Origin of the sequence: Chryseobacterium sp. 2TAF14 (assembly GCF_052115105.1) — a bacterium.
In the GTDB taxonomy this organism is placed as follows: domain Bacteria; phylum Bacteroidota; class Bacteroidia; order Flavobacteriales; family Weeksellaceae; genus Chryseobacterium.
Genome location: NZ_JBFRGA010000009.1, coordinates 39,295 through 64,814 on the forward strand (window position 1 = coordinate 39,295; position 25,520 = coordinate 64,814).

General features: G+C 34.6%; 21 protein-coding genes. 12 read left to right on the forward strand and 9 right to left on the reverse strand.

The genetic code is table 11. The features are described from left to right. Positions 1-104: 104 nt before the first annotated feature. From AB4Y90_RS02475 to AB4Y90_RS02505, 7 genes are all read left to right on the forward strand, one after another. Positions 105-2,945 (forward strand): T9SS type B sorting domain-containing protein, encoded by a 2,841-nt coding sequence (locus AB4Y90_RS02475; RefSeq protein WP_441555716.1) that lies wholly within the window; start codon positions 105-107, stop codon positions 2,943-2,945. A 114-nt stretch (positions 2,946-3,059) separates the two neighbouring features. After that, on the forward strand, positions 3,060-6,479 hold the full coding sequence (locus AB4Y90_RS02480) for a T9SS type B sorting domain-containing protein (RefSeq protein WP_441555717.1): 3,420 nt from the start codon (positions 3,060-3,062) through the stop codon (positions 6,477-6,479). A 227-nt stretch (positions 6,480-6,706) separates the two neighbouring features. After that, the gene (locus AB4Y90_RS02485) at positions 6,707-7,495 is read left to right on the forward strand and encodes a hypothetical protein (RefSeq protein ID WP_441555719.1); all 789 of its coding nucleotides are present in this window, start codon (positions 6,707-6,709) and stop codon (positions 7,493-7,495) included. A 153-nt stretch (positions 7,496-7,648) separates the two neighbouring features. Continuing rightward, positions 7,649-8,428 (forward strand): DUF6759 domain-containing protein, encoded by a 780-nt coding sequence (locus AB4Y90_RS02490; protein ID WP_441555721.1) that lies wholly within the window; start codon positions 7,649-7,651, stop codon positions 8,426-8,428. 85 nt (positions 8,429-8,513) lie between these two features. Further along, positions 8,514-9,191 (forward strand): tRNA (guanosine(46)-N7)-methyltransferase TrmB, encoded by a 678-nt coding sequence (gene trmB, locus AB4Y90_RS02495; protein ID WP_441555722.1) that lies wholly within the window; start codon positions 8,514-8,516, stop codon positions 9,189-9,191. A gap of 96 nt (positions 9,192-9,287) precedes the next feature. Next, entirely contained in the window at positions 9,288-9,746 is a 459-nt protein-coding gene (locus tag AB4Y90_RS02500; protein WP_441555723.1) for a DUF6759 domain-containing protein, read from the forward strand. An 80-nt stretch (positions 9,747-9,826) separates the two neighbouring features. Then, the gene (locus tag AB4Y90_RS02505; protein ID WP_441555725.1) at positions 9,827-10,552 is read left to right on the forward strand and encodes a DUF6759 domain-containing protein; all 726 of its coding nucleotides are present in this window, start codon (positions 9,827-9,829) and stop codon (positions 10,550-10,552) included. Between the two features lie 78 nt (positions 10,553-10,630). On the opposite strand, the gene rpsB is transcribed toward AB4Y90_RS02505, so the two are convergent. The 4 genes from rpsB to AB4Y90_RS02525 form a co-directional block, all read right to left on the reverse strand. Continuing rightward, positions 10,631-11,395: a 30S ribosomal protein S2 gene (gene rpsB, locus AB4Y90_RS02510; RefSeq protein ID WP_441555726.1), complete on the reverse strand. Its 765-nt coding sequence runs from the start codon at positions 11,393-11,395 to the stop codon at positions 10,631-10,633. A 182-nt stretch (positions 11,396-11,577) separates the two neighbouring features. Continuing rightward, entirely contained in the window at positions 11,578-11,964 is a 387-nt protein-coding gene (rpsI, locus tag AB4Y90_RS02515) for a 30S ribosomal protein S9 (protein WP_441555728.1), read from the reverse strand. A 6-nt stretch (positions 11,965-11,970) separates the two neighbouring features. Continuing rightward, a complete protein-coding gene (gene rplM, locus AB4Y90_RS02520) occupies positions 11,971-12,426 on the reverse strand; it encodes a 50S ribosomal protein L13 (protein WP_034678947.1) in 456 nt (151 codons plus the stop codon). 234 nt (positions 12,427-12,660) lie between these two features. Beyond that, positions 12,661-12,993 carry a hypothetical protein gene (locus tag AB4Y90_RS02525; RefSeq protein ID WP_441555729.1) on the reverse strand — a complete coding sequence of 111 codons (333 nt, stop codon included), beginning with the start codon at positions 12,991-12,993 and terminating at the stop codon, positions 12,661-12,663. Positions 12,994-13,204: 211 nt separating this feature from the next. Here AB4Y90_RS02525 and AB4Y90_RS02530 point away from each other — a divergent pair, with 211 nt between their 5' ends. Further along, positions 13,205-16,552, forward strand: a complete 3,348-nt coding sequence (locus tag AB4Y90_RS02530) for a methylmalonyl-CoA mutase family protein (RefSeq protein WP_441555730.1) — start codon at positions 13,205-13,207, stop codon at positions 16,550-16,552. Between the two features lie 46 nt (positions 16,553-16,598). Here the strand turns inward: AB4Y90_RS02530 and AB4Y90_RS02535 are convergent, their stop codons facing one another. Both AB4Y90_RS02535 and AB4Y90_RS02540 read right to left on the reverse strand, forming a co-directional pair. Beyond that, positions 16,599-17,528, reverse strand: a complete 930-nt coding sequence (locus tag AB4Y90_RS02535) for a hypothetical protein (RefSeq protein WP_441555732.1) — start codon at positions 17,526-17,528, stop codon at positions 16,599-16,601. 277 nt (positions 17,529-17,805) lie between these two features. Beyond that, entirely contained in the window at positions 17,806-18,180 is a 375-nt protein-coding gene (locus AB4Y90_RS02540; protein WP_441555733.1) for a hypothetical protein, read from the reverse strand. Positions 18,181-18,790: 610 nt separating this feature from the next. Here AB4Y90_RS02540 and AB4Y90_RS02545 point away from each other — a divergent pair. Beyond that, a complete protein-coding gene (locus AB4Y90_RS02545; protein WP_441555734.1) occupies positions 18,791-19,504 on the forward strand; it encodes a diphthine--ammonia ligase in 714 nt (237 codons plus the stop codon). Positions 19,505-19,553: 49 nt separating this feature from the next. Here the strand turns inward: AB4Y90_RS02545 and AB4Y90_RS02550 are convergent, their stop codons facing one another. Further along, positions 19,554-20,492 carry a LamG-like jellyroll fold domain-containing protein gene (locus AB4Y90_RS02550; protein WP_441555735.1) on the reverse strand — a complete coding sequence of 313 codons (939 nt, stop codon included), beginning with the start codon at positions 20,490-20,492 and terminating at the stop codon, positions 19,554-19,556. A gap of 237 nt (positions 20,493-20,729) precedes the next feature. Between AB4Y90_RS02550 and AB4Y90_RS02555 the strand changes: the two genes are divergently transcribed. The 3 genes from AB4Y90_RS02555 to ruvC are packed head-to-tail and all read left to right on the forward strand — an operon-like array spanning position 20,730 to position 22,989. After that, positions 20,730-21,815, forward strand: coding sequence for a serine hydrolase domain-containing protein (locus AB4Y90_RS02555; RefSeq protein ID WP_441555737.1), 1,086 nt, complete (start codon positions 20,730-20,732; stop codon positions 21,813-21,815). A 60-nt stretch (positions 21,816-21,875) separates the two neighbouring features. Then, a complete protein-coding gene (locus AB4Y90_RS02560) occupies positions 21,876-22,397 on the forward strand; it encodes a 2'-5' RNA ligase family protein (protein ID WP_441555738.1) in 522 nt (173 codons plus the stop codon). A gap of 37 nt (positions 22,398-22,434) precedes the next feature. Next, positions 22,435-22,989 carry a crossover junction endodeoxyribonuclease RuvC gene (gene ruvC, locus AB4Y90_RS02565; protein WP_441555746.1) on the forward strand — a complete coding sequence of 185 codons (555 nt, stop codon included), beginning with the start codon at positions 22,435-22,437 and terminating at the stop codon, positions 22,987-22,989. Here ruvC and AB4Y90_RS02570 read toward each other — a convergent pair whose 3' ends face one another. Continuing rightward, the gene (locus tag AB4Y90_RS02570; RefSeq protein ID WP_441555740.1) at positions 22,990-23,439 is read right to left on the reverse strand and encodes a hypothetical protein; all 450 of its coding nucleotides are present in this window, start codon (positions 23,437-23,439) and stop codon (positions 22,990-22,992) included. It lies immediately after the preceding gene. Between the two features lie 53 nt (positions 23,440-23,492). Beyond that, positions 23,493-25,382: a zinc-dependent metalloprotease gene (locus AB4Y90_RS02575; protein ID WP_441555742.1), complete on the reverse strand. Its 1,890-nt coding sequence runs from the start codon at positions 25,380-25,382 to the stop codon at positions 23,493-23,495. Positions 25,383-25,520: the final 138 nt, after the last annotated feature.

The following is a 25,520-nucleotide window of genomic DNA, read 5'->3' on the forward strand; positions in this document are numbered from 1 at the left end:
TAACGGTTGTGGCTTTTTCTTATTTATTTTTGATTTTTTTTTATTATTTTTTACAATACTTTTAAAATAATCTATTATTTTTGTACAAATCCTAATTCTACATTATGAGAAAACTTTTACTCACTATTTTATTGGTACTTTTTAGTAGCAATATACTCTTTGCGCAGAGAGATACAGATCACTGGTTTGCTCCGTATTTTGACAGTCAAAACAGTACTCCGTACACTCATACGCTTTATTTCTCTACAGATTCAACCACGCCCTTTGAAGTTAAAATTTTTAATAACAACACACAGATTGGTGCGGTAACAATCAGTAAAAATTCACCACAATCATTCCCTTTGCCTGCACAATATATCTGGACAGACAATGAAAGTATGGCATCTACTCCGGTTAACATGGGAGTTTATACCAAAGGAACGAAGCCATATTTTGCATCATTAAGAGCTGCAGTGACTTCACACGGTGAAATTATCACCTCCAAAGGTAAAGCAGGAATAGGAACCAAGTTTTATGCAGCAGCGGCTCCTATTACGACTACTACTTCTTCACACAACTTTACAACTGGTATTCTTGCCACAGAAGATAATACAACAGTTACTGTAACAGGATATAATGCGAATGTTCAGTTTGTAAATAATACAGCTCCGCCATTGACGCTAACTTTTAATTTAAATAAAGGACAATCTTATATTTTAGCCGGACAAGCAGATGTTGCAGCTAACAGAGATGGTTTTATCGGATCTAAAATTGTGGCTACAAAACCAATTTCTGTAACTAACGGAAATGCAAATGCAATGTATGCTACCGGACAAACAAGTAACGGTTCAGACCTTATTATGGATCAATCAGTACCGGTTGATCGACTAGGTAATGAGTTTGCCATGGTGAGAAGCCGTGCGGTTCTTAATACTTATAATACCGAAGGAGGAATTATTATAGCAACTGAAAATAATACACAAGTATATCTTAATGGTGCTACGACACCTGTTGCTACACTTGCGGAAGGAGATTATTACAGAATTTTAGAAAGCAGCTATGTACTTCAGGGTACAAGCGGTCATTATAACATGTATATTAACACATCTAAAAATGTTTATTTATACCAATTGTTAGCAAGTGCTTCTCCCACTACTTCCTCTGGTACAGAAACCGGAGGATACAACTACATACCCCCTTTAAACTGTTTTTTACCTAGAAAAATTGATGAAATTGGCAGAGTACAGGAGATACCTGGCTCATCCGGAACAGTTACTTTAAAGCTTAATATCCTTACTGAAGCAGGAGCAACTGTAACAGTAAACGGTGTACAGCCAACCGCTGCACAAGGTCCTTACCCTCTTACTGGAAACACCAACTGGGTAACGTATGCGATACAACCTGTTACAGGAAACTTAACAATTACCTCAACAAAAGCAGTAACAGCAGGTATTAATGGAGGATACAGTACAGCAGGATACGGTGGTTATTTTGCAGGTTTCTCTTCAATTCCGCTTATTGCAAAACAAACAGGAGAATGTATTCCTGGATTGGTTTTAGAAGTTGACGACAGCTACGATACTTATCAGTGGTTCAGAAACGATGTGGCAATCCCTGGAGCAAACAGCAATACTTATACTCCGACTGTTGCAGGAAACTATACCGTGAGAATTACGGTAGGATCTTGTCCTCCGGCAATCACTCCAATATTCAAAGTTTTCACTTGTCTTGAGGAAACTGCTAAAACAAGAACAGTGTGTGAAGGATATTTAAATATTGTTCCGCAATTTACTACCTCTACACAGACATTTACACCAAGCAGTGTACAGATCATTACTCCGCCAACCAATGGTACAGCAATAATCAATCCTACAACAGGCGTTATCGGATATACTCCAAATGCCGGTTTTGTAGGTACTGATACGATTGTTTATAAATTCTGCGGAAATGATCCTGAATTTGTAGACTGTGAACAGATCACACTTACTTTAACTGTAGCAGAAAGCCCGATAGTAAATGATGCAACATTAAGAACGTGCTTCCTTGAAGAAAATATCGCTACAGGATTATTTAATCTTACGAATGCAACTGTAACTACTCAACCGGGTGTTACCAAAAAATATTATCCTTCATTAACTGATGCCAACAATCAAACGAATGAAATATTGGTTCCGGATCAATATGTGGCTCCAACCGGTGTTGCTTATATAAGAGTAAGTAATGCAAACGGATGTTATCGTGTTGCAAAAGTAAATCTGGTTGTTTTAGCACCGGTAGAATCTGCGGTATTGGTAGATAAAATAATCTGCGTTGAAGACAAAACAGTTTTAGATGCAGGACCAGGATTTGACGAATACGAATGGAGCACAGGAGCTACTACACAAACTATCTCTAATGTAGGAGTAGGAACGTATTGGGTAAAACTAAGAACAGGAGACTGTACTACCAAACAAGCTGTAAAAGTGTATGCTTCTGAGCAGCCGGTTATTACAAATATTGAAGTTTCCAGCACAAGTATTACAGTTTATGTTACCGGAGGTGTTGCTCCTTATGAATATTCTATCAACAATATCAACTGGCAGTCATCAAACGTATTTACAGATCTTCCGAGAGGTGATGTTAAAGTTTATGTAAGAGATACTTTCAATTGCGTACCGATTGAAGTAGATATTACAATTCCTAATATTGTGAATGTAATTACTCCAAACTCAGACGGAATTAATGACATATTAGATTATTCTGCCCTTGCAAATAAGCCAAATCTGGTATTCAATATTTTTGACAGATACGGAAACAGAATCCACCAAGGAAACAAAGACAATGGTTATACCTGGGATGGAACAACCAATGACAGAAAGAAGGTTTCTACAGGAAATTACTGGTACAACATCAGTTGGAATGAGAACAACAGAACTAAAACTCCAATCAAATTCTCAGGCTGGATTTTAGTGAAAAACAGAGAATAAGCAATCTCAAATCAAATATTATTAAAAACCACGATTTAATATCGTGGTTTTTTGTTTATTTTTAAAACTATTAACGTATTTTATTATTAAATTTGTAGTAAACTCAAGTTCAATATGAAGAAAATTCTATCTTTTTTTCTTATTTTTTATATATTCTCTACTTCACTTGCTCAGCTGGATAGAGAACATTGGTTTGCTCCCATGGTAGATCGTACAGGCAACCCCAATCCTTACCAAAAACTTTATCTTTCCACAAACCGTACTACTCCGTTTGCTGTTACCATTTACAATAACAATGTCGTTATTGGCACAGTTACCATTAGCAAAAACAATCCGCAAAAATTTGATGTTCTTAGAGAATATATTATTACTACTCAGCAGACGGATCTTTTTACTCCAACCTCAAAAGGTTTATATCTAAAAGCCGACTTTCCTTTTTATGCGAACCTTAGATTTTCGGTTTTTAATCACGCTGAAATTATTACCTCAAAAGGAATTTCCTCAACGGGTACAACTTTTCACGCAGCTTCAGCTCCAATAACGGTAAACAACAGCATCCTCAATTTTATGACGAGTGTTTTGGCAACTGAAGACAATACAACGGTTACCATTTCAGGTTACAGAAATACAGTACAGTTCTCAAACGGAACAACAGGAGCTACAAACCCAACTCTTACTTTTACATTAAACAAAGGGCAGTCTTATATCATTGACGGTATCGGGAATATTACAGGAAATTTTGACGGATTTATCGGTGCTAAAATTATCGCCACAAAGCCTGTAAATATTACCAACGGAAACTTCAACGGTCAATATGCCGGAAATAATCCTACAAGTTCAGATATTTTAATGGATCAGTCGATACCGGTAAGTCAGCTTGGAACCACTTTTGCCCTTGTAAAAGGTAACGGAAATATCGGCAGCAATATGGAAGGAGCTGTAGTAATTGCCACGCAAGACAATACTGCAGTATATGTAAATAACGAACTTATACCTATTGCCAATCTGAATACCGGGCAATATTTTGTAATTCCCGATAACAAATATCAGCTTCAGGGAACCAACCATTATAATCTTTATATTGTAACAAGTAAAAACGCTTACGTTTATCAGATACTCGCAGGAGCAGCCACTACAGGAAATGAAGTGGCAACAGGTGGTTTTAATTTTATTCCGGCGCTCAACTGTTATCTTCCAAAACAGATCGATGAAGTCGGGCTTATTAATGAAAACTTTGTGCATACCAACAATAACCCTGCAGGAATTCTTAATATTCCAACCAAATTAAATCTTATCACCGAAAAAGGCGCTACTGTTTTTGTAAACGGAACACCTCCTCCGGCAGGAACAGGACCGTTTGATATGACAGGAACCACCAACTGGGTAACATATGGAATTCCAAATACTACAGGAACAATTACAGTAACTTCAACAAAAGCAATCACCGCAGGAATTACCGCAGGAAGTGACGCTGTAGGATACGGCGGTTTTTTTGCAGGATTTTCTACTCAACCCGTGATTTTAAAATCCGGCGGAGACTGCGTTCCGGGAATCATACTAACCGTAGATCCTGTTATCTATGACTCTTATCAATGGTATGTAAACGGAAATATTATACCGGGAGCTACATCCTCCTCCTACACTCCTACCGGATCCGGAAATTATACCTGTTCGGTAACGATGGGAACCTGCGCTCCGCTTGTAACAGCACCTTTCAAGGTTTTAAACTGTATGAAGCAAACTGCTGTAACGTATGACATTTGTGATACAAAAGTTATCACTCCTGCATTTACAAGTTCTACACAAACTCCGGTTGCATCTACTGTTGCCATTACCACTGCTCCAACTTTAGGAACTGCAACCATTAATGCAGCAACAGGAATTATTACTTATACCGCAACCAATCCTGCAGCTGGAGGAACCGACACGTTCGTTTATACTTTCTGCGGAAACGATCCGGACTTTACAGACTGCGAAACCGTTACAGTAACGATTAATATTAATCCTGTAACTGTAAACAATGCAACTTTAAATGTCTGTAATGTTAACGGGAACGGAACTTTTAACCTTACAACGGCTGTTGTTACCACAAATACACCGGTAACCATTACTTATTATCCTACATTACTTGATGCTCAAAACGAAAATTTGGCAGCATTAATTACTGTTCCTACAACCTATCCTGCAGCGAACGGAACTATCGTTTATGCAGTTGTAAAAAATGCTACAGGGTGTAAAAATATAGCACAGATTACATTAAACCTGTTTCCGCTTGCAGTTGTTACGCCTGCAAACATGGGAAATCAGTGTGATGAAAACCTGGATGGAACCGTGAATGTAGTTCTTTCAGATATTACACAACTTATACTAAACAATCCTGCTTATTTTACCAATGTAAGATATTATGCTCAGTTGGCAGATGCCAATTTAGGAAATGCAAATACGCTTCCCAATAACTGGAGCTATAATGCAAATACCACTATTTTCATCCGCGTGGAATCTCCGGATGGATGTGCTCCTGTCATTCAACAGGTGAATTTTACGGTTGGTACGAAACTGACTTTAATCAGAAACACCTTAACCACCGATTTTTGTGATGACGATTTAGATGGAATAAAACCGATGAATCTGTCATTTTTCATAAATCAGTTTACGGCAGACCCGCTTGTTACGGTTAGTTATCATGCCACTCTTGCAGATGCACAGAATGATGCTTCGCCAATTAGCGGTGCGGTTACCCTTACCGGATCTCATACTTTTTACATTAGATTTGAAAAAAGTGGTTTTTGTCCGGATGTAGCAACCATAAGAATCAACCTTAAAGTTCCTAAAAAATCTGATATTTTAGCAGATAAAATAGTTTGTCCTAAAACCAATACCAACTTAGATGCAGGTCCCGGATTTGATGCTTACCTTTGGAGCACAGGTGATACAACACCCGCAATTTCTAATGTTCCTGCAGGAAATTATTGGGTTGAGCTTAGTTTTAACGGATGCGTTTACAGACAATTTGTAAATGTTTCAGAATCTACTCTGCCTGTGATTACTTCAATCGAAATCAACGGGTCTACAGTRACCATCGGCGTAAGCGGCGGTACACCTGCTTATGAATATTCTCTTGATGGTTTTACATGGCAGACTTCTAATATATTTAACAATGTAGGAAGAGGAACTTACACGATTTATGTAAGAGATTCCCTGAGTTGCGAGATTGTAACGAAAGATTTTGTGATCATTAATTTAATTAATACCATCACACCAAATGGTGACGGCAGAAATGATGAAATAGATTATTCGGCTTTGATGAACAAAGAAAATCTCGAATTCAGGATTTTTGACAGATACGGCGCAGAAGTTTTCCGTGGAACTCCTTCCAATAAGTTTACCTGGGACGGAAACATGAAAGGAAGACCTGTTTCTACCGCAACATATTGGTATTTTATAAGCTGGACAGAACTTGGCAATGTAACCACTGTAAAATATTCTAGCTGGCTATTGGTAAAACACAGAAATAACAGTCTTTGGGATAAATAAATGTAAAATTTAGAGCTTTTTTATAAACTTTGTTTGTTCTTATTTTTAACATTAAGATTTTTAATCTAAATGGTTTTAATTTCGTAATGTTAAAAATATATTTAATACTGAAAATACTTTCTATAACATACATTAACAGTTAAGTATAAAGTTTAATATAATTTTAACCACGTATTGATAAATCTCACATAAAACTGACACAATTCTTATGTAATTTTGCACGACATATGAAGAAACTTTTTTTAATTATAGTGTTGGTTTTTATAAGTAAAATTAATGCACAGAATTTTTCCGGCGAAGTCTTTTTGCGAGACAATTCGGTACTGTACCTTAATCAGGTTTATGTCACCAATCTTACGACACTCAAGACTGTTCTTACAACTTATAGTGGAGAATTTAATATAAAAGCAGAACCCGGAGATGTTATACGTTTCACATCAATCATTACAGAAAGAAAAGATGTGAAGTTAACGCCGCAAATGTTTAATTCTAAAAATTTAATTGAATTAAAAGTAGCATACTACGATATTCAGGAGGTTGTTATCAGCAGATTCAGACCTACCGGAAATCTCAGATACGATGTAAACTCTATCCGCAAAGAAGACAAAACACTTGCCCTGAAAAAAGTAATCGGTCTTCCCGAGCCTAAAGGTGACGGTACTTCGCCAGAACTTCCGGTTGCCGGTTTGAGAGACGGTGGTCTTACGTTCAGCTTAGAGAGTATATTTGATATTCTTTCCGGTGACCGCAAGAAAAAACAACGTCTGGTCGCTTACGAGAGAATGAATAACTCTATTACCAACATCAAAAATTATTTAGGAAACGATTATTTCACAAGGCTGAAAATTCCTGAAAATCTTATCGACAACTTTTTGCAGTTTGTTTATACTTCCGAAAACATTGAAGTTTATATTCAAAGCGGAAATTTTGAAGCCGTAAAATTACCTATTGAAAAGTATCTTCCTATTTACCAGAGAAGACTGAAAAATTCACACCTTCAGGAAGTTGTAGAGTAATTTCTCAGTTGAAATTCATCCTTCAAAACAAATCTTAACACTTTAGGCAATAATATTTTTTAAAATTTGTTTAATTTTAAATGAAACTAATAACACCATCAGTTTAAATAAGCCTTAAAATTTATTTAAGCAATATCAATAAATATTATTTTAATGAAAAAGGTAATTTTACTTTTCACCACTTTATTATTCCTGACGTTTTCGGCGCAGAGGAAAGGCAAAGACTACAGCAATATCCTTAAAAGCAAGAATATTTACGAAATCAATGCCTTCCTGAGAGATGCACATCCCGATGATCCGCGAAGATCTGTACTTAAACCCAGAGTAATGGATTTTATGAAAGATTATATCAAAAATGCTCCACCGGGTGACAGAAAGGTAAGAGAAATGCAGGATAATCTCGCAAGACTGAAAAGAGGCCCGTCTACGAAAGTTTCTTTCGAGGAAATGAATGCCATGATCAAGCAAAAGCAAATCTTAAAATATCAGAAACAGCTGCAGGTCGGTCAGTCTGCGGTCGTTTATACACCAAGCTCTGCCCAAAATGTGTATGTAACCGCTTCTGCAACTACAAAAAACACAAAAGTAATTGCCGATACAGAAGCTTCTGAATTTAATATGCTGATGGGAGAAAACCCTATAGAACATAAAAATAAAACGGTAAAAATTCTGAACTCTTTATTTGATAACGATCCCAACTCAAAAGAATGCATTGTGATGATTACCAATAAATCAGACTGTAATATCATCGTTAGGATTGAAGGTGTCGGAAATACAAAATACAGGCTTCCGATTCCGGCTCACGGCGACAATTCTATCGTGGTGGAAAAAGGAGATTATCTCTTTACCAGTCTTGTTTGCGGAGCACAGTATGCGTCTCAGAAAACGATACAAAAACCTTTGATGGTGGCGCTCGGAAGTTCCTCAAAATAGATTCTTTGCTCTGCTGCTTTTCATTTCGATTTTAAAATTTAAATGCTGCATAATTTTCGTAATTTTGCAGCTTCATATATAGTTCATGGGCAAAAACAAATTAAAAAGATTCGCTGAAAATAAAACACTCCCAAATGTTATTCAACCTACAAGAGATGAAGCTCTGAATGGTTTTAAACTAAAAGGAAACTGGAGAAAAGATTTCTTTAAAAACGATCAGCCAATCGTTCTGGAATTGGGCTGCGGAAAAGGTGAATACACCGTTGGTCTTGCAAAAACCTTCACCGATAAAAACTTTATCGGAATAGATATTAAAGGAGCGAGATTTTGGTTTGGCGCAAAAGAGGCAGCAGAAAACGGAATGAATAATGTTGCTTTTCTACGATCACAAATCGAGTTGGTAGAATATTATTTTGCTGAAAATGAAGTGGATGAAATCTGGATCACTTTCCCTGATCCGCAGATTAAATTCAAACGTACAAAACACAGGTTAACGCATCCTGATTTTCTTGAAAGATATAAGAAATTCTTAAAACCCGGCGGAATTGTACATTTAAAAACCGACTCCGAGTTTTTGCACGGTTATACTTTAGGCTATTTACAAGGAGCGGGTTACGAAATTATTTCTGCACATCATGATATTTACGGAGCTCTGGAATACGATCCGAATACTCCTCATCTAAGAGACATCCGAACGTACTATGAAGAGTTGTTTTCGGCAAAAGGGAAAACCATTACTTACATAAAATTTAAGATTAATTAAATCAATATTGGAGCTGTAAATTATTTTGCAGCTTTTTTTATGGCAATAAAGCAGTCATTTTTGAGTTTAATAAAAATCTACATTTACATCAGGAATATGAAAAAAACTATTCTGCTCTGTGTTTTTACCGTTTTATTTATAAATAGTTGTGGAACAACCACTCACAGCAGTACCAGAAAACCTGTAAAAAAATCCTTTCCCGCAGCCTCAAACATCGGAACAAAAATAAGTCCTGCAGCACAAACGGAAAGAGAATACCAAGCTTTACTAAAAATCTACAAACCTGAAACTGCAGAAGTTTTAAACAGTTTGCTAAATAGTTCTTCAAACAGTACAACTGTTTCTATTTCCGTGGAAAACAAATCGAATTGCAATATGGTTTTAACCATAAGCGGTAAAAATTATTTTAAAAAAATTCCTATCGGAGCAAATAAAACGGGGTCTGTGATGATTCCCAAAAACCAAAATTATAATCTGTCGGGAATGCTTTGCAACTCTTTTTATGAGAAAATAAAATATGTTTCAAATTCTTTGAATATAAAATTGTCAAATTAAATGATTGTAATCATATTTTGATTACATTTGTAATCAACAACCTGTTCTGAATAATATTCGGAAAATAAAAACACAACTTGATGAAGAAAAAAACACTTCTTTTTCTCTTCTTGAGTCTCATAATTTCATCCTGTGCAGGTAATAATACAACCGCTAAAGTTGATATCCTTAAAAGTACAAACATTAATGAGATTGAAGAATATCTTGGGAAAGCACATCCCGAAGATCCTAAAACGAGAATTCTAAAACAACGCATCATTGCATTGAAAAATGCCGAATGGACGAAAGGTGCAAAAAATGCAAAACCTATGGAAGCAAGACCTGTTTTCATGGAATTACCGGATCAGCTAAACAATAAGAAAAAATCTGAAGCCAATCTGGAGGTTTTTAAAAAACTGATGTCTGAAACATCCGATGAGCATAAAGAGAAGACCAAAAAGCTTCTGAATAATATGTTTAATGAAGATATTACTCACAATGAGGTCATTATTTTACTTAAAAACAATTCTGACTGTAATCTGGTTTTAGAAATTTCAGGAAAGAAGTTTTACAATCTTGCCGTACCGGCGAAAGGCGAAAATTTTATTGTCTTAGACAAAGATTCATATACTTTTTCGGGAAATGTTTGTGATGTAAAATACCAAAGTTCAAAAGATATTAAAAAAAGCCTTGTCATCGTTTTACAAAACCCGGGATTCAAACCTGCATCGGAAAAAGTTTTAATTGCAGAAAACAAACCGTCTAAAGATTCAGAAACTACAAAGGTAAAGCAAAGTGTTTCTTCAAAACGAAAGAAGAAAAAATAGAAATTCTTAAACATTAAACAAACAAAAACCGCTGAATTTCTTCAACGGTTTTATTATTTTAAAGAGATAATCTTCAGATTATTCAGCAGAATCGAAGTCTGCATCTTTATCCGCAGAAACTACTTCTCCTTCTTCTTTAGATTTTTCTTTATCAGCTTTTCTCTGAGACTGACCTTCTTTGATAGATTCAGAAACTACGTTCAGGATCATATCGATAGATTTAGAAGCATCATCGTTTCCTGGGATAACGAAGTCTACTTTTCTTGGGTCAGAGTTTGTATCAACAATACCGAAAACCGGGATACCTAATTTCTTAGCTTCAGTTACAGCGATGTGTTCTCTCATGATATCTACAACGAAGATTGCAGAAGGAAGACGCACCATGTCAGAGATTGAACCTAAGTTTTTCTCTAAGTTAGCTCTTTGTCTGTCAACCTGTAATCTTTCTTTTTTAGATAAAGTTTCGAACGTACCGTCTTTTTTCATTTTGTCGATAGAGTTCATTTTCTTTACAGCCTTTCTGATAGTAACAAAGTTTGTTAACATACCTCCTGGCCATCTTTCTGTAATATAAGGCATATTAAGTTCAGCAGCGTGCTTAGCAACTACTTCTTTCGCTTGCTTCTTAGTAGCTACGAAAAGAACTTTTTTACCTGCAGAAGTCAATTTTTCTAAAGCGTTACAAGCTTCATCCAATTTAACTGCTGTTTTATGTAAGTCTACAATGTGAATACCGTTTTTCTCCATAAAAATGTATGGAGCCATATTTGGATTCCACTTTCTAGTCATGTGACCGAAGTGTACACCAGCCTCTAGAAGGTCTTTTACATTTGCTTTTGCCATGTTTTCTGTTTTTGTTAGTTTACTTTCCGTTTTTTAAACAATCAACAACTTCTTTAGATGGGAGAAGCGTTTGGATGCTAAACGTAACGGGCAATTTTTAAATTAAGATTAATAGATTTCAGATATAAGATAGCAGACGAAAAAAGTCTGAAATCTGACATCTCCAATCTGAAGTCTGAAAATTAACGTTTTGAGAACTGGAATCTCTTTCTTGCTTTTTTCTGACCTGGTTTCTTTCTTTCCACCATTCTTGCGTCTCTCGTAAGTAAACCTGCAGGTTTCAATGCTAATCTGAACTCAGCGTTGATCTCGCAAAGTGCTCTAGAAATACCTAACCTGATAGCTTCTGCCTGACCTGTATTTCCACCACCGAAAACATTTACGGTAACATCATATTGACCAACAGTTTCAGAAAGGATGAACGGCTGGTTTAATTTGTAAACCATCACGTCTGTAGAGAAATAAGTTGCAGCATCTTTACCGTTTACTGTAATGTTACCAGAACCTGGCTTTACATAAACTCTAGCTACAGAAGTTTTTCTTCTTCCGATTTTGTGAACTATAGACATAATTAATTATTTAAATTCGTTAACATTAATTGTTTTAGGCTGCTGAGCTTCATGTTTGTGCTCAGTTCCTTCATAAAGATAAAGGTTCTTCAATAAAGCAGATCCCAATCTGTTTTTCGGCAACATACCTTTTACAGATTTTTCCAATACTTTTAAAGAATCTTTCTTTTGAAGTTCAGCCGCAGTCATAGACTTCTGTCCACCAGGATAACCTGTATGCCAGATATAAGTCTTATCGTTCCACTTGTTTCCAGAAAGAGTTACTTTCCCAGCATTCAAAACAATAACGTTATCACCACAATCTACGTGAGGTGTAAAGTTTGCTTTGTGCTTACCTCTCAAAATCTTTGCAACCGTAGAAGCTAGTCTTCCCAACGGTTGTCCTTCAGCGTCTACCACAACCCATTCTTTATTAGCAGTAGCTTTGTTCGCTGAAACAGTTTTGTAACTTAATGTATTCACACGTTTTAGTTAAAGATTAAACATAATTTACCCCTAAAAGGGTGTGCAAAGGTACACATATTTTTTTAATCTGAAAATATATTTTGAATTAAAGTATTGAAAATGGTGATATTAAGTAAGTTATCGTATTTGAAAGAATCAAAATCTTAACTTTTGTAAAGTCAAAAAACGATAAATAAAATCTGAAAAAAATTGAAATCGGTAATTTCAAAAATAAATTTCGAAAAGAAAATTTTAATTACGCAAAGATTTACTCCTTCTGAAACTCGCTATTAAATAATAAGCCACGAAAACCGTAGAAAATTTCAAGATTGACGGAATTGCCAGTTCAAGACTGAAAATTACAGCACCAACTGCAACTAAAACAGCCATCACACCAAAAGAAGAACCCATTTTCTGGAAAAGAGAAAATTTAGGATTATCAAGAAAATACGCCATTCCCCACGCAAGACCGAAAGCGATGGCATAATATATTTCCAGACCGATATTTTCGCCGTCAATAAACAGATAATTGATTAAAAAACTCAATACCGTTCCCAATGCAAAATAGATTAATGCTCTTTTCATTCCTAAAATTCTAACTGCAAAAATAAAAATTTAATTCCGAAAAACTCAAAATGAAAGAATAACGATACAAACCCCTGAACAAATGTTAGTTCAGTTATAAAATCAAACTGCAATAAAATCATATTCAATTTAAAATCAATCTCTTAACTTGAAAACAACGGTTCTTATTTTATTATTATATTTGGAAATTCAGAAATTTTCTAGTTTTTTTATGGAAACCCAAAAATATACTCCAACAAATAAAGTAAGAATTGTAACAGCTGCATCGTTATTCGACGGTCATGATGCTGCAATTAATATCATGCGTCGTGTCATTCAGGGAACAGGATGTGAAGTCATCCACCTTGGTCACGACAAATCTGCTGAAGAAGTTGTAAACACAGCCATTCAGGAAGATGCCAATGCGATTGCCTTAACTTCTTATCAAGGTGGTCACAACGAATATTTTAAATATATCTATGATCTTTTAAGAGAAAAGAACTCTCCGCAAATCAAAATTTTTGGTGGCGGTGGCGGTGTAATTCTGCCTGAAGAAATCGAAGACATCATGTCTTACGGAATCGACAGAATTTATTCTCCGGACGACGGCCGTGAACTTGGTTTACAAGGGATGATCGATGATTTGGTGAAAAGATCAGATTTCGCGACAGGAAAAGAAGTTACGGCAAGCGATTTAGATTCAATCAGTTTTGAAAATTCTACGAGCATCGCAAAAATCATTTCAGCGGTTGAAAACTTTTCAGAAGAAAAACCAGAATTGGTTGCTGCGATTGACGAAAAATCAAAAGATTTAAATATTCCGATTATCGGTATTACAGGTACTGGTGGAGCCGGAAAATCTTCATTGACAGACGAATTGGTAAGACGTTTCTTACGTTCCAATACAGATAAAAAAATTGCCATTATTTCAATTGACCCTTCAAAAAAGAAAACAGGAGGCGCACTTTTAGGTGACAGAATCCGTATGAACGCGATCAATGATCCGAGAGTTTATATGCGTTCGATGGCGACGAGAGAAAACAACGTTTCGGTTTCTCCGTTTATTCATTCTGCCTTGAATGTGTTGAAATTAGCTCATCCAGACGTAATTATTCTGGAAACTTCAGGTATCGGACAATCTGGTTCGGAAGTTTCAGATTTTGCCGATGTTTCAATGTACGTAATGACTCCTGAATACGGAGCTTCTACACAGTTGGAAAAAATCGACATGTTGGATTATGCAGATTTGGTTGCTTTAAATAAATCAGATAAAAGAGGTGCTTTAGATGCACTTCAGGCGGTTAGAAAGCAGTTCCAGAGAAACCATTTATTATGGGAACAGCCATTAGATGAAATGCCTGTTTATGCAACAAAAGCATCTCAATTCAACGACCACGGAACAACTGAATTATACAACAGATTAGTTTCTAAAGTCAACGAAAAATTTGCTGATTTAAATCTTCAAGGATTTGTTGAACAGGAAATTACCGACGAAGTAACGATCATTCCTCCGAAAAGAGTGCGCTACCTTTCTGAAATTGTTGAAAACAACAGAATTTATGATGCAAACATTGAAAAACAAGCTGAATTAGCGAGAACAATGTATCATATTGATGGCGTTAAAAAAATTATTTCCAATGAAACTTTAGATGCAGAATATCAAAAAGCTGAAAAAGAACTTCAACAGGAAAACATCGACTTCTTAAAAACTTGGGATGATACGAAAAAAGCTTTCCACGAAGAGTTTTATTCGTATTTTGTAAGAGGAAAAGAAATTAAAGTTGAAACCTCAACTGAATCTTTATCTCACTTAAGAATTCCAAAAATTGCATTACCAAAATATACTGATTGGGGTGATTTAATTAAATGGAAAGGTCAGGAAAATCTTCCCGGTGGATTTCCTTTTACAGCCGGAATTTATCCTTTCAAAAGAACAGGAGAGGATCCAACGAGAATGTTCGCCGGAGAAGGCGGTCCTGAAAGAACCAACAGAAGATTCCACTATGTTTCTGCTGAAATGCCTGCAAAACGTTTATCTACAGCTTTCGATTCAGTAACATTGTACGGACAAGACCCTGCTTTACCACCAGATATTTATGGTAAAATCGGAAATGCAGGAGTTTCCATTGCAACTTTAGATGATGCTAAAAAGCTATATTCAGGTTTTGATTTGGTGAATGCATTAACTTCAGTTTCAATGACGATCAACGGACCTGCACCGATGTTGTTGGCTTTCTTTATGAACGCTGCGATCGATCAGAATGTAGAAAAATATATTGCTGAAAATGGTTTGGAATCTAAAGTTGAAGCTGCTTTAAAAGCAAAATTCGACGATAAAGGTTTAGCAAGACCAAAATATAATGGAGAATTGCCTCCTTCGAATAATGGTTTAGGTTTAAAACTATTAGGAATTACAGGTGATGAAATTATTCCTGCCGATGTTTATGCTGAGATTAAAGCTAAAACAATTGCAACCGTTCGTGGAACTGTTCAGGCAGACATTTTAAAAGAAGATCAAGCTCAGAATACTTGTATTTTCTCGACTGAATTTGCCTTGAGATTAATGGGTGACGTTCAGGAATATTTCATCAAAGAAAAAGTAAGAAACTTTTACTCTGTTTCGATTTCCGGTTATCACATTGCGGAAGCAGGAGCAAATCCGGTTTCTCAGTTGGCATTTACTTTGGCAAATGGTTTCACCTATGTGGAATATTATTTGTCAAGAGGAATGGATATCAATGATTTTGCTCCCAACTTATCGTTCTTCTTCTCCAACGGTATCGACCCTGAATATTCAGTAATTGGACGTGTTGCAAGAAGAATCTGGGCAAAAGCCATGAAACTGAAATATGGAGCCGACGAAAGAAGCCAGATGTTGAAATATCACATTCAGACTTCCGGACGTTCACTTCACGCTCAGGAAATTGATTTCAACGATATCAGAACGACTTTACAGGCGCTTTATGCAATCTACGACAATTGTAATTCTCTTCACACGAATGCTTATGACGAAGCGATTACGACTCCGACTGAACAATCTGTAAGAAGAGCGATGGCCATTCAGTTGATTATCAACAAAGAATTAGGTTTAGCTAAAAACGAAAATCCGCTTCAAGGTTCATTTATTATTGAAGAATTGACGGATTTGGTGGAAGAAGCTGTGTATGCAGAATTCGACAGAATTACGGAAAGAGGTGGTGTTCTAGGAGCAATGGAAACGATGTATCAACGTTCGAAAATCCAGGAAGAATCGATGCATTACGAATGGTTGAAACATACAGGAGAATATCCGATCATCGGGGTAAATACATTCTTAGGAAAAGACGGTTCGCCAACGGTTCGTCCGGGAGAAGTTATTCGTTCGACTGAAGAGGAAAAACAATTCCAGATTGAAATGCTTCACAATTTCCAGAATTCTAATGAAGATAAATCTGCAGAAGCTCTGAAAACTTTACAACACGCAGCAATCAATCAGCAAAATTTATTTGAAGTAATGATGGATGCCGTGAAATATTGTTCGCTTGGGCAGATTACTAATGCTTTGTTTGAAGTAGGCGGGAAATACAGAAGAAACATGTGATACCCAAAATATAAAAAAGGCTGTTCAATGAACAGCCTTTTTTATATTATGAAATTTCTAAAATTAGCTTGATAGATATTTCTACAAATTTATCAATAGGAATTTCACCTTTCATACTTTCATCGTCTAACATTGATGTAATATCAATTTCCGACCTAATTTTTGTTTTATCCTTTACAAAAAATGTTTTCGTAATCTTATCTAGCTGAAATGTAAATGAAACTTCATCATAAAAATTTCCTTCAATCTCAACTTGCTCATCACCTGTGTAACTTTTACTATGAATATTAAATAATACTTGTTTAAAGTTATCCTTAGTAGCGAATTTTTGGAAGACCAATTGAGTCGTAATTGTCCCTTTATTAGAATCACTTACGCCTTCGAACAATTCTGAAAAACTATTTGGAATAATATTTTTTTCAAGATTAATTTCTTTCAGCTCTCCAAACTCCATCATTCTTTGCATCAATTTTGAATTTGGTGCATGTGAAAGTTTAATTCTGATTCTATTCTCACCTTCAAAACCTTTCCTCACTAAAAAATCATTAAAACAATTTTCTAAGCTTTTTTGAATACTATGAGTGGACTTTCTTTGTAATACAATGAAGCCTTCTTGTTTATTTTTAGGAATTTGAGCATAGAAATTCAAAATTCTAGCTTGAAGTTCATCAGGACCCACAGAATAGTTTGTTTCATTAGTTTCTGGGTCGTTAATATTCACTGGGTCACCTGTACTTCCTGCATCAAACTTACCATAAATTTGTCTTTTTTCTTTGTCAAATTTATGTGGCTCCCTTAATGTAAGACTTTTATCTTTCCCATTTTCATTGAACTTTTTAGTATTTAAAAAAATATCGGTCAAAAATTCGTTAAACAAATCTTGAAAATCAATATTTCCTGGTAAGTTAGCTAAAAAGTGTTTTTCCCCATTTCTATTTGAAACGAAGAATTTAAAAGTAGATACTTTATAATTCATAATTTTTGTTTCTTTTTAATTTAAAATTTGTATTAAATAATATTATTCTCATTTTTTAATATTATAATTACTCTAACGCGTGTGAGTGTTAAAACGAATTTTATTTTTGGAAAAAAGAAACAGATGTTGTACTTTTGCACAATAAAAGGAGACGAGCTAATCTCATTATCCTTAAGTTTAAAATTTCTTTAAAAACCACTTCCCCAAGTATTTTTAAGAAAACTTATAAATTTCCAATGGCTGTTTATTCAGCCTTTTTTATTTTTTTTCCTCAGTATTATTTTTTTCTTTTAGTTAAAATAAAAAATTCTGTTAACTCAGAATTCTCTTTCTTTATATCATATATATAACTTTTACTTTTATAATCAATTCCTCGTTTATCAAAAACGTTTTTCAAATTTATATAATAATACATTCCTGCTTTTGATACTTTAAAAGCATTATTTTCGTCATCAGATTTAACCATATAAATACTATCATCCGTAGCATCATTATTATTAAATCCTACCATAAAATAAGACTCTTCTTTAATTCCCATAAAATCTTCAGCCCCAGAAGAAAACCCAAGCTTTCCAGTCTTATGTATAGTTGCCTTTATAGAACCTCCAACCTTATTAGGGTCTTCAAATGAAATGAAATCTAAAATACCCATGTTAATATTTTCTACAAAATTAATAAAAATATTTTAAAAATCAAAATACATAAAATTTTCTTTTAAGATTGACATCTTACTATTTATGGTTTTCCGTAATCGAATATCAAATTATTCATAGTTTCACTTGTGCGATTCCTTACAACAAAATAACAAATCACACTATTTCTTTTATAGCCAATTATTGTATTTTATTTGAAATAGGCGGTAAATACAGAAGAAACATGTAACGGCTGTGCCGTAGACAATTATTGACTACTAAACATATTAATAATTTATAAATTAAGACCTCAAGGAATTTTTCTTTGAGGTTTTTTTGTATTTTTGAATGATTTCCACATTTACATTTAACCTTAAAAAATTCATGAAAAAATTCTTTTTTATAGTGCTTATAACTTTCTCAGTAATATTCTTAAAAAGCTGCAATTCATATCCTATGGATGTCACACATAAAAGTGATATGAACAGGAATACTGAAGAATTACAAAAAAGGCAAGAAGCCGAAAAAAACAAGATTGAACCTAATGAATTAAACAATTTCGGAAAACCGGATAATAGATAAAACGTTACTGAACGATTAATTTTTAAATCTATAAGTCCATATTTTTTCATGAAACCAAAAGCCCTATTCAACTGGAGCAGCGGAAAAGATTCTGCGCTTGCATTATATAAAATATTAAAAGAAGACCAATTTGAAATCACCTCATTGCTGACGAGCGTCAATAAAGAATTTCAAAGAATTTCCATGCATGGCGTTCATATTTCTTTATTAGAAAAACAAGCTGAAAGTTTAGGCTTTCCGTTAATAAAAATGGAAATCCCGAAGGAACCGACAATGGAAGAATACAGTGAGATCATGTCTAAAACCATGAACGAAATAAAATCTCAGGGCGTTACTCATTCTATTTTTGGCGATATTTTTTTGGAAGACTTAAGGAAATACAGAGAAGATCAGTTAAAAACAATCGGAATGGAAGGTGTGTTTCCACTGTGGAAAATCAATACAACAGACCTCATCAGCGAGTTTTTAAGTTTAGGATTTAAAACCATTGTAACCTGCGTTAACGAAACGTATCTCGATAAGAGTTTTGCGGGAAGAATTATTGATAAAGATTTCATTAAAGATCTACCTGAAAATGTCGACCCTTGCGGAGAAAACGGAGAGTTTCACACCTTTACTTTTGACGGTCCGATTTTTAAAAAACCGATTCCGTTTGATATTGGTGAAATTGTAAAGAAAACTTACCCTAAACCGAAGTCTGATGAAAATGAAGAAGAAGAGGAATATGTTTTCTGGTTTTGTGATTTGACTTCTACAGAATAAGCATAAAAAAGCCTCTTAAAAATTAATTCAAGAGGCTTTAGTTTTTATTTTAATATTTAAAACGGGTTGATTCATTACCATATTTGATAATGTAAACTCCTTTCTGTAAAGGTTTTATATTAATTAAATTAGAAGATTCTTCGCCTGACAGGATTTCTCTTCCCGAATAATCATAAATGCTGTATTTCCCGAATTTACCTTTCTCCAAAAATAGGTTTCCGTCTTTTACCGCAACTTTTTTACCTGTATTTTTAACGACCTCATCTGTACTCAGAGAAGAGCAGAAATTATTTAAAGAAGCAATTTCTGCATCGGTAATTGCCCTGTTGAAAAGACCAAATTCATCCATTGTCATTCCGGCTTTCATTCCCGTATTGCCAGCATAAGTGCCGAGTTTAAATAGTGCGCCGTTAAAAACCAGAGGAGTCGACTGAGTTACTGTTGTTTTAAGAACCCCATTCAGATAAGCTTTTATATTTTGTAAACTGCTGTCGTATACGATTATTAAATCTACAAGCGACAAGGTTGTAGAAAAAACATTAGGAATATCTACATTAGACATTCCATTGGCACTTAATCTTACACCTCCTGTTCCCGGAGCGCCGTTTGTGAACAGGCGAAAAGAATTTCCACCGGAAATTGCATCCCCCAAAAGATAATATACCGTGGTTACATTACTGGTGTAATTATTAAATTTCACATGCATTGTCCAGGATCCGCTTAAAGCGAGATTCCATTTGGTATTAAAATAATTTGAGGTTCCTGTAGAACCACTACCGATTAAACCATTTCCCAGGCAAGCTGTATTGCTTCCCAGAGTTAAGTTTCCCACAATTTCGCCAACCTGCGTTCCGGCTGGTGGATTGCTTGCAAGATTCGGAATATTGGATGATGTACCTTCAAATTTGTAATACAAAATTTCGGGAGTCTGAGACTTGGCTAAAGAGAATAAAGCCATTAAAACAAATACGTAGATTTTGTTTTTCATAGAATTTAGGAATATTAGATTAGTGACGCTAATTTAACAAATAAATTGAAATATTTATAAATTTAATTCAATACAAATTAAATATTACTAAATTATCAATATTAAAACTTTACAATAGAAGCATTTTAAAATAAAGATTTCTTTTTTGATATAAAAATCATAAAACAGATCTTCAATTTGGTCTGCAAATAGCTTCATCTTTTATAATTCTTTATTTATTAGTAAAAACCAAACTTAATGCTGAAAAAATCCTTTTTCATTTCCCTATTATTTCTTCTGCTATTTTCATGTCAGAAAACAGAACCAATACAACCTGTTAACAGAAAAGCAATTGCAGATTCTGCGATTGTAGTGTTTCAGCAAAAATTATATAAAACTCAGATTGATAGTGTTTTCAGTCAATACAATTTCAATGGCAGTGTTGGTGTTTTTAAAGATAATATCGAATTATACAGACGAAACAATGGCTTTGCAGATTTTGAAAATAAAAAAGAAATAAATAATTCTACCGTTTTTTCTATTGCATCCATCAGTAAACAATTCACAGCTGTTCTTATTCTTCTGCAAACGGAACAGGGCAAACTCAATCTCGCCGACAAAGCTTCAAAATATATTCAGGAATTTCAGAAAAAAGAATACGAAAACATTACCCTTCAACAGCTTTTAAACCACAGTTCGGGACTCAATAATTTCGGCGAAAAACTCATGTTTAAAAGCGGAAGCGGTTTTAATTATTCTAACGACGGCTATAATGCTTTAGGAAAAATCGTGGAAAAAGTTTCCGGAAAATCTTTTGATGATAACATGCTTGAATTATTTAAAAAAGCAGGAATGAAAAACTCATCCACAGGAACTTCTTTTACGGGAAAAAATTTTGCTGAAACTTATGTAGGAAATTCAAAAACTCAGAAAGCGGTAGGAAATATGCCAAAAAGATTAGGCAATAAAGAAATCGGGATTCCAGCAGGCGGAGTTTTGTCAACCATCAAAGATTTACACACCTGGAACAATGCTTTATACTCCGGGAAAATCATACGCGCTGAAACATTGAAAGAATTTACATCCAAAAGTACAGAACGACAGCATCCTGTTCTCGGGAAAATGGGTTATGGATTGGGAATTATGATCAATGACAACAAACCAGTTTCTTATTTTCACAGCGGTTATGTAAAAGGTGCGCCTTCACTTAATATTTATTATCCTGAAACCAAAACTTCGGTTATTATCTTATCTAATATTGCTGATGAAGAAAAGGGAAAATTGGCAGCTTTCAAACCTCATCTTAAAATTAAGCAGATTGCAGATCTATTGGAAAATTATTAATTAATATGGATTTAAACTTTCTAAAATCCCTGGAAGTTTTACATTTACAACATGAAAAAAATGTACTTTATTGCTATTTATCCTGATCAGAAAATTATTGATGAGATAAGGGTTTTCAAAGAAGATTTAGCACTCAACTTTGCCAATTCAAAAGCATTAAAAAATGATGCACATATTACCTTGTTGCCACCTTTTTCGAGAGAAACAGAACTGGAAGAAGATATTCATATTGCTTTTAAGAAAATCAACACCAAGATGGCTCCTTTTGAGATTATTTTACACGGTTTTGGAAATTTTCCCAATCCTGAAAATCCGGTTTTGTTTGTAAAGCCGGAAGAAAATGAAACTTTAAAGCAACTTTTTTTCAATGTAAAAGAAAAGTTTAGTTTTGGAAAACGCTCGTTTAGTCCGCATATAACCGTTGGTTACAGAGATCTTAGTTATGAAAACTTCCTTAAAGCTTGGGAAGTCTACAAAAACAAAATCTATAAAACTAAATTTATAGTTGACAAGATTTTACTACTAAGATATGACGGAAAATGGGTTCCCATCAATGAAAAAAAACTGTCTGAAGAATATTGAATACTAAAATAAAGAAAGCCGTATCTTTGCCGGAATGATTTCAGCAGAGAAAATAATTTTAGGAATTGACCCCGGAACAGCCGTGATGGGATTTGGTTTGATATCGGTAAAAAAAGGGAAAATGGAAATGATTTCCATTCACGAATTAATCTTAAAAAAATATCCGAATCACGAGACCAAACTTAAATATATTTTCGATAAAACTTTAGCATTAATTGATGAGTTTCATCCTGATGAAGTAGCACTCGAAGCACCATTTTTCGGAAAAAACGTGCAATCGATGCTGAAACTGGGAAGAGCTCAAGGTGTTGCAATGGCAGCAAGTCTTCACCGAAATATTCCGATTACCGAATATTCTCCAAAAAAAATAAAAATGGCAATCACCGGAAACGGAAATGCCAGTAAAGAGCAGGTTGCAGGAATGCTTCAGAATCTTTTAAATCTTAAAGAATTTCCTACAAAATATCTGGATGCTTCCGACGGTTTGGCGGTAGCAGTTTGTCATCATTTTAATTCAGGGATCGTTGCAGATACGAAGTCTTATTCGGGTTGGGAAAGTTTTTTAAAGCAAAATCCTGATCGGCTGAAGTAATTATTTTTTTCTTTGATAGAAATCTTCAATTTCCGTTACATTCCCGTTAATAATATCTCTGTAAATAATTGAAAATTTATTTTCTGAGTAGATTTTATACTGCTCAACTTTTTTAAGATCTTCTTCTTTATACGAAAAAGTGCCACCACTTATCACAACCAAAAGATCGCTTGTCTGACTTTTTATTTTACAATCTTTACCCGTTGCAAATGTTTTGGTCATAACTGATTTTCCATTTATATTTTTAAATATGATTTCATATTGTTTCATACATTGATGAAGATTGAAAATTTTAGTTTTATCATCTTCTTTATATGTTTTTTGCACAAAAGTCCAGGTTCCTGAGAAGTATTTTGCTTTGTTTTCGTCATTTTGCTGCTCAGCAATTTTCTGCGATTGGCAACTGATGATTAACAAACAGAAAAACAAAAAACTGAATATTTTTTTCATATTAACTTTTTCAAAGTATAAAAAAAGCCCTTTAAAAAAAGGGCTTTTCGAGTTTAATTGTTTATAAATTTCTTAGATCCTTGCTTATCCCCATCAGAATAATTAATGATATATGAACCTTTAATTAATTGCTGATTGATACGGACTTCATTGGTCTCTGAATTTCCTTTTTGTATCAATTTACCGCTCATATCATAAATTTGATAATTTCCGAATTTTAAATTTCTTTCACCAAAAAGCTGAAGCTTGTTTTCTGTTTTTATATAAACAATTTTGGTGTCATATTTATTTTCTGTTTCAGAAGTAGACAATGCGCCTAATATTTTAACAGCATAGTCTTCTACTTGACCGTATTGTAATACAGAACATGATGTAAATTCTGGTAAATTCACCGAGTTTCTTGTAGCTGCATCTACTCCAATTCTTACTCTCAGGTAAGTATTTTGTACTGCATTTGCCGCCGGTGTTACGTTTACTGTGTAAGTATTGCTTTGTCCTGATGTTATATTATTAGAAAGATAATTGCTAACCAATTCTGCATCTTCAAATGTGCCATTATTGTTATAGTCGATCCATACTTTTACTCTGAATTTTTCTGTCTGTCCAAAACCGTTCATAAAAGTAATTTTTAACGGAGTTGCAGTAGCAGCAGGAATTTCTGTAGAATACGCAGGTCTGATGCAAGTAGCATTTGCATAATCGGCATAATAAATTGGGTTTGCCTCATCAGAATCGTATCCGTTGCTAATACTGTTGATATCTCCAAAAACTACTCTGTAAGGTCCTATCGCAAAATTATTATTAGCAGGATTTGCAATACCTGAAGGATTACATTGCGCATTAACTACAGAAACAGGTGATGGTATAACGATTGAAGGATCTTTTCCGCCCAAAGAATTCAGAAGGTTTTTTCTATATTCCATCATCATCAGAATTGCTCTGTCGCGTTGTCCGGCGGTAAACTTACGGTTTGAGTTGGTATAATTCATAATATTATACTGCGTTCCGTCATAATTTTGACCTGTGCACGGATCGGTTGAATTATTATTCGGAACTGCAACACCATACATACTTCGTGACGGAGATGTGTCGCAAACCCTGTCACCATCTGTAGCGCAATTATTATTCACAGGGCAGGTTGTCTGGCTATTTGCCGAAATCCCCTGAAAAGTATGATAAAGCCCAAAAGCATGACCTAATTCGTGAGTAAGCGTAGTGTCATTCTGATTTTTTATGGTTGCCACTTTCATAAAGCTTTCATAATCGTAATCATACGAGTTTGGGAATGCAGCATAACCCATAAGACCATACGATAAATGCTGTTGGCCATCAAAACCAATCACTACATAAATATTAAAGTATGAATTTTCCGGCCAGTGCGGCGCCAATTCATTTTTAATCTGAGTATCTGTCGCTCCGGAATCTGTTACGCCATTTTGGTCGTAATCAGGAAGACTACTTCCGTTGTAGCGGATAATACCCGATGTTGGCATGCACGATGGTGATCTTTTTGCCAAAACAAGTTTAAATGGAATTACATTTCCGCCTGTAGCACCTGCTCCTTCTGGATAAAAGTTTCCACCATATGTAGTTGCATACATACTGTTGGCTCTTCCTATCCAGTTGATAATCTCCTGATCTGTGACAGCCAAATTGGCATTTGCCGGATCTTGAGATTCTATTACATGAACCACTACCGGTATTTCATAAATCTGCCCGGTATAAAGACTATTTTTTGAAGTTGTAGCACCTACTTTATTTAGAAAAGCCTGTTGATTCATACCGAGAATTTTCTGCTCCCCTTGTTCTCTTAATCTTTTTAAGTCAGGATGTTTATCATCCAATCTTTTCATTATTTTATCAAAGCCACATTCTTTATGAAAATCCTGCGAGAATACATTCATAAAAAACATAAGTACTAATAATGTACTAATTTTTTTCATTTTATATTTTATTTAAATATTCGATTGCAAAACTATCAATTTATTGTAAAATCCAACATAAAAAATACTTAAATTTTGAAAAAATATTATCATTTTAACATATTTTAAAATTATTTAATCAATGCTAACTCAAATTAC